This window comes from Pseudonocardia pini (assembly GCF_013870575.1).
In the GTDB taxonomy this organism is placed as follows: Bacteria; Actinomycetota; Actinomycetes; order Mycobacteriales; family Pseudonocardiaceae; genus Pseudonocardia; species Pseudonocardia pini.
Genome location: NZ_JACBXB010000333.1, coordinates 1 through 5,848 on the forward strand (window position 1 = coordinate 1; position 5,848 = coordinate 5,848).

At 72.5% G+C, this 5,848-nt stretch carries 6 protein-coding genes; 5 read left to right on the forward strand and 1 reads right to left on the reverse strand.

Annotated elements, in window-relative coordinates; all coding sequences use genetic code 11:
* The 5 genes from H5J29_RS18615 to H5J29_RS18635 all read left to right on the forward strand — a co-directional run.
* Positions 1 to 766: ABC transporter permease (locus tag H5J29_RS18615; RefSeq protein ID WP_181782230.1), on the forward strand; the 766-nt coding region annotated here is incomplete at its 5' end.
* Between the two features lie 13 nt (positions 767 to 779).
* Entirely contained in the window at positions 780 to 1,817 is a 1,038-nt protein-coding gene (locus H5J29_RS18620) for an ABC transporter ATP-binding protein (protein WP_181782231.1), read from the forward strand.
* The gene (locus H5J29_RS18625; protein WP_181782232.1) at positions 1,798 to 2,769 is read left to right on the forward strand and encodes an ABC transporter ATP-binding protein; all 972 of its coding nucleotides are present in this window, start codon (positions 1,798 to 1,800) and stop codon (positions 2,767 to 2,769) included. Before H5J29_RS18620 ends, H5J29_RS18625 begins: the two co-directional genes overlap by 20 nt.
* A 184-nt stretch (positions 2,770 to 2,953) precedes the next feature.
* A complete protein-coding gene (locus H5J29_RS18630) occupies positions 2,954 to 4,567 on the forward strand; it encodes an ABC transporter substrate-binding protein (protein WP_181782233.1) in 1,614 nt (537 codons plus the stop codon).
* Complete coding sequence (locus H5J29_RS18635) at positions 4,564 to 4,998, forward strand: ester cyclase (RefSeq protein WP_181782234.1); 435 nt, start codon at positions 4,564 to 4,566, stop codon at positions 4,996 to 4,998. Before H5J29_RS18630 ends, H5J29_RS18635 begins: the two co-directional genes overlap by 4 nt.
* A gap of 123 nt (positions 4,999 to 5,121) precedes the next feature.
* Here the strand turns inward: H5J29_RS18635 and H5J29_RS18640 are convergent.
* Positions 5,122 to 5,848: FAD-binding protein (locus tag H5J29_RS18640; protein ID WP_181782235.1), on the reverse strand; the 727-nt coding region annotated here is incomplete at its 5' end.

A 5,848-nucleotide genomic window follows, 5' to 3' on the forward strand; every position in this document is an offset into this window, starting at 1 on the left:
CGTCCTGCTGCTGCTGGTCGCGGCGTTCCTGCTGCCCCTGCCCTACGACCCGATCGAGCCCGACGTCGGCCCGATCATGGGGGCGCCGTCGGTCAGCCACCTCTTCGGGACCGACCAGCTCGGTCGCGACGTCTTCTCCCGCACCATCGCGGCGGGCAGGCTCGACATCGTGCTCGTCCTCGCCAGCGTCGGGCTCACCGTGGTGGTCGGCGTCGGGCTCGGCCTCGCCGTCTCCTCGCGCACCGTGTTCGCGGAGCGGCTGATGCGCGTGCTCGACGTCTTCCAGGCGCTGCCGCTGCTCGTCCTGGCCATGGCGCTGGTGTCGGTGTCCGGCAACTCGCTGGTCCTCGTCGCGGTCTCCGTCGCGATGATCGGCTTCCCGACGTTCGTCCGGCTGGTCCGCGCCGAGTCGCTCGCCCTGCGCGAGAGCAGGTTCATCGAGGCGGCGGTGTCCATCGGCGCGGACCGGCGCCGCATCCTGGTGCACCACATGCTGCCCAACGTCGGCGGGATCATCCTCGTGAACGCGGCGGTCTGCGCGTCCCGCGCCATCCTCGTCATCGCGGGCCTGTCGTTCCTCGGGATCGGCGTCCAGCCGCCGACGGCGAGCTGGGGCCAGATGATCGAGCAGGGCATCGAGGGGATCACCTCGGGGCAGTGGTGGGTCTGGGCCTTCCCCGGCCTGTTCGTGCTGATCCTCGGAGCATGTTTCAACCGTGTCGCCGACGGGCTGGACACCCTGCAGGCAGGGGTCGGCCGTGGGTGAGAAGGAGTCTTCCGTGACGACCACCGTCCCGGTGCCGCGTCGAGGCACCACCGAGCAGGCGGGCCTCCCGGCACCCCTGCTGCGCGTGACCGACCTGCACACCGAGTTCCCGACCGAGGCGGGCGCGATCCACGCCGTCAACGGCGTGCACCTGACCGTGGCCGAGGGCGAGATCGTCGGCCTGGTCGGCGAGACCGGGTCCGGCAAGTCCGTGACCGCCCGGTCCATCCTCGGTCTGCTGCCGTCTCCGGGCCGCGTCGTGCGGGGTCGGATCGAGTTCCGCGGCCAGGACCTGGTGGCGGCGGACGAACGCTCCCGACGGGCGGTGCGCGGCTCGGGCATGGGCCTGATCCCGCAGAACCCGTGGGGAGCCCTGAACCCCGTCAAGAGCCTCGAGACCCAGTTCCGGAACGTCATCCGGGCGCACCGGCGGGCCTCGCGCAAGGAGTGCCGCGAGATCGCGGCCGCGATGCTCGACCGGGTCGGCATCCCGGACCCCGGACGGGTGCTCGACGGCTACGCGCACCAACTCTCCGGAGGCATGGCACAGCGGACCGTCATCGCGATGGCACTGGTCCTCAACCCCCGGCTGCTCATCGCCGACGAGCCCACCACCGGGTTGGACGTGACGGTGCAGCGGCAGGTCCTGGACCTGGTCGCGGAGATCGTCGAACGCGACCGCCGGGCGATGTTGCTGGTCACCCACGACCTCGGTGTGGTGGCGCAGTACTGCCACCGGGTCCAGGTGATGTACGGCGGGCGCATCGTCGAGTCCGGGCCGGTCACCGAGGTCCTGCGGCACCCGAGCCACCCGTACACGGCGGCCCTGCTGCGCGCGGTCCCCCAGCGTGGCAAGGCGCTCGCCGCCCTGCCCGGCTTCGTCCCCGACCTGCTGAACCCCCCGGTCGGCTGTGCCTTCGCGGAGCGCTGCCCGGAGGTCATGCCGACCTGCACCACCCACCGGCCGGAGGTCCGCGCGGCGGACGCCGACCGCACACTCGCCTGTCACCTCGAGGAAGGAGTGCGTTCCGATGCCGCTGCTGCGTCTTGAGTCGGTCTCCAAGACCTTCCGCCGGGGTTCCGGACCCACCGTGCACGCCGTCAACGGGGTGAGCCTGACCGTCGAGCGCGGCGAGACGGTCGCGCTCATCGGGGAGTCCGGGTCGGGCAAGTCCACCACCGCCCGCCTCGCCCTCCGCCTGCAGGAGCCGGACTCGGGCACCGTCGTCTTCGACGGGACGGACCTCGGCGCCGTCGGTCGGGAGGAGCTCCGCAGGCTCCGGGCCCGGATGAGCATGGTGTTCCAGGAGCCCTTCGAGTCCCTCGACCCGCGCCAGACGGTCGGCCGCACCGTCGAGGAGCCCCTGCTCATCCACCGCCCGGACCTGTCGCCCTCCGAGCGGCGGGCCAGCGCGCTGGAGACGTTGGAGCAGGTCGCCCTGGGCGAGCCCTTCTACGACCGCTACCCGGCCGAGCTCTCCGGCGGCCAGCAGCAGCGGGTCGGGATCGCCAGGGCCATCGTGACCCGGCCCGCGTTCATCGCGCTCGACGAGCCCACCGCATCGCTCGACCTCTCGGTGCGCGCGCAGATCCTCGGTCTGCTCGAGCGGCTGCGCGAGGAGCTGGGGCTCGCGTACCTGTTCGTGTCCCACGACATCGCCACCGTCTCGCACGTCGCGGACCGGGTCTGCGTGATGTACCTCGGCCGGATCGTCGAGGAGGGCCCCGTCGCCGAGGTCCTCGACCACCCGCGCCACCCCTACACCCAGGCCCTGCTCTCGGCCACGCTGTCCCCGGACCCGACCGTGCGGACCTCGGCGATCCGGCTCGCCGGCCAGCTGCCCAGCGCGACGGACCTGCCGGACGGGTGCCCGCTGCACGTCCGCTGCCCCATCGCCGTCGATGCCTGTGCCACGACGGCCGTCGAGCTCGACCCGGTGGCCCCCGGCCACAGCGTGGCCTGCATCGAGGCCGACCGGGCGCTCGTGCGCCCCGTCGGCTGAGCCCCTCTCCCCCGATCCCGGGTCGGCGCCCGCTCCCCGAGCGCCGACCCGCCCAGCTCTGCCCGACGCCGCCTGCCCAGGTCGACCGTCGCCCCCTCGCGTGACAACAGGAGGAACGATTCCCGTGGAACCGCTATTCGCCGGCGTGGCGAGCCGGCCGTACAACCGCCGAGGCTTCTTGAAGGTGTCCGGTCTCGCCGCCGCGCTCGGCACGGCCGCCGCGTGCTCCACCGGTGGCGGCGGCGGGGCGGCGACGGTCACGGCGGCGAGCACCCAGGGCAACGTCCCGGCCACGACGTTCGTGGACGTCCTGGCCGCGGTCCCGCAGACCTTCGACCCGGCGCAGGGCATCAACCCCGCGAACACGCTCACCATCGCGAACTGGTCGAGCACGCTCGTGGCGCGCAAGGCGAAGTCCCCCACCGACGGCGTCATGGCCACGGCCGACGACGTCGAGCCGTACCTGGCGACCTCCTGGGAGGTCGACGGCGGGGGCAACTACACCTTCACCCTGCGCGACAACGTGCGCAGCGCCGCAGGCAACCGCCTGACCTCGGCCGACGTGCTCTACTCGTTCCAGCGCATGGTCGCCCTCGACCGGGTCGCGCAGGCCGAGCTGGCGATCGGCAACGTCGATCTCCGCAACCCGATCACCGTCCTGTCGGACACGACGTTCCGGCTCAACGTGACGGCCCCGAGCGCGCTCACCCTCGGCGTCCTGACCTGGTTCTCCTGCGGCATCCTGGACAGCACGCTGCTCAAGGCGAACGCCGCGGACGAGTGGTCGACGGCCTTCTTCAACGCCAACTCCGCCACCTTCGGGCCGTACAGCGTCACCGCGTTCGAGCCCAACGTGTCGGTCACGCTCAAGGCGAACCCGAACCACTGGACGCAGCCGTACTTCACCGACGTCGTCCTGCGCGGGGTGGGCGACTCGAACGCCCGCCTGCAGCTGCTGCTGACCGGGCAGGCCTCGCACACCAACGGCCTGACCTGGAACCAGTTCGCCACGGCAGGCGCCCAGGGCCCGGCCAAGGGCGTCAGCGCCTCGGTCATCAAGACCTCCGCGATGCAGTACCTCATGCTCAACCAGGCCTACGCCCCGCTGGCCGACAAGCGGGTCCGGCAGGCGCTCGCCGTCGCGGTCGACCGGGACGCGGTCGCCCGCACGATCTACCTGGGCAACGCCACCCCCGCGACCCTGCCCTACCCGAGCGCGGTGCCCACCGGCTTCAGCCCGCCCAGCCCGAGCTCGTTCGACCCGGACCGGGCGCGGGCCCTGCTGGCGGAGGCGGGCTTCGGCAACGGCTTCGACCTCGTGCTGTCCGGCACCCCGGCCTCGAGCGGCGCCTTCCTCGGCGACCTGCTCGCCCTGCTCCAGCGGCAGCTGTCCGCCGTCGGCGTCCGGGCCACCGTGCAGGTCGTCGAGTCCTCCACGCAGTACTCCGGCATGATCGGCCAGCTGCAGACGAGCCTCACCCAGGTCCAGCCCGACCCGGCCGACCCGGGCAGCTTCCTGTCCGGGACGTGGTCGATGCGCAACACCTTCTCCCCCGCCAACCGCTACGGCTACCAGAACCCCACGCTCCAGGGGCTCATCGACCGGATCTACGTCACCCCGATGAACGACCAGCGCAGCGCCATGGCGCAGCAGGCGTTCACGATCGTCGACGACGAGGTGCCCGCGATCCCGCTGATCGAGCCGCCGCTGCAGAACGTCACCGACGCCAGCATCGTCGGCTACGGCCTCTACTCCTACCCGGTCACCTACTACGAGCACCTCCGGAGGGCCGCATGACGCGGGGAACGGTCACCACACCCGAGCAGAACGTCGCGCTCGTCCGGGCGCTGTGCGCGGCCGTCGAGACGGGCGAGAACCATCGCATGGGCGAGTTCTGCGCGAACCCGTTCACCTGGCACTACGGCTACGACCCCGACCGGCCGACCACCTTCACCCCGGACGAGTACGGCGCCCGCCACACGAACTGGCTGTCGCACTTCGGGGACGACTTCCAGAGCACGGTGCTCGACGCGTTCGGGGCGGGGGACCGCGTGGCCATCCGGTACGTCGAGGGCGGCACCATGGTCAAGCCCATCTGGGGCCACGAGCCCGGCACCGAACCGCTGCTGTTCACCGGCCTGGCGATCTTCCGGATCGAGGAGGGGCTGATCGCGGAGGAGTGGTTCCAGAGCGACCTGCGCGACCGGCTGCAGAAGCTGTCGCGCTGACCGGGTGCGGCCGCCACGCCCGGCGGCCGCACCCCGCACGCCCGAGGGACCGACGACGAGGGCCCCGGGAGCCGATCGGCTCCCGGGGCCCTCGTCCGTGCGCAGGGTGGTCAAGCGGTGTGCTCAGGCGGTGACCGGGGCGGGCGCCAGCGCCCGGCCCAGGACCCGGCCGAGGCTCAGCGCCGGGGTGACCATCATGCCGCCCACCTTGGCGAACCCCATGGTCGCGCCCGCTCCGAGGAGCTCGCCCGCGGCGTACAGCCCCGCGATCGGGGTCCCGTCGTCCCGCGTGACGCGCAGGCTGCCGTCCACCGTGACGCCCGCGGCGCTGCTGATCGGGGTGGCGTGGCACTTCAGCGCGTAGAACGGCGCCTCGGACACACCGAAGGCGGGGTCCACCCGACCGAACCGATCGGTCCCGCCGCCCGCGACGACCGCGTTCCACTCCGCGACGGTCGCGGCGAGCCCGTCCGGGTCGATGCTCGCCTTCTCGGCGAGCTCGGCCAGGGTGGGCGCGCTGAAGAGGTGCTTGTTCTCCGCGGCACGCAGGCGGACCTCGGCGCGGTCCCAGCGGCGGTTCACCATGTGCTCGTCCGCGACCAGGGACGCCTCGTCGAACACCATCCACATCAGGTGCCCGGGCTGCTGCAGCAGGGCCCGCTCGGTGGCGTCCATGTCGACGTCGTCCTCCGCGCGGAAACGCTCGCCGCGGGCGTTGACGTGGATCTCCCGAGGGGGCCTGCCGACCGGGGTGAGCCGGGCCCAGCCCTCGATGGCCCGACCCGATCCCTCCTCGGTCTCGATCGCCCCGGGCCCGGGCAGGTGCTTCTGCCCGTTGCGCACGATCCCG

What these genes read in the sequence shown, in the direction of transcription:
- H5J29_RS18625 (WP_181782232.1), top strand. Translation starts at nt 1,798, where the DNA reads ATGCCGCTGCTGCGTCTTGAGTCGGTCTCCAAGACCTTCCGCCGGGGT.
- H5J29_RS18635 (WP_181782234.1), top strand. Translation starts at nt 4,564, where the DNA reads ATGACGCGGGGAACGGTCACCACACCCGAGCAGAACGTCGCGCTCGTC.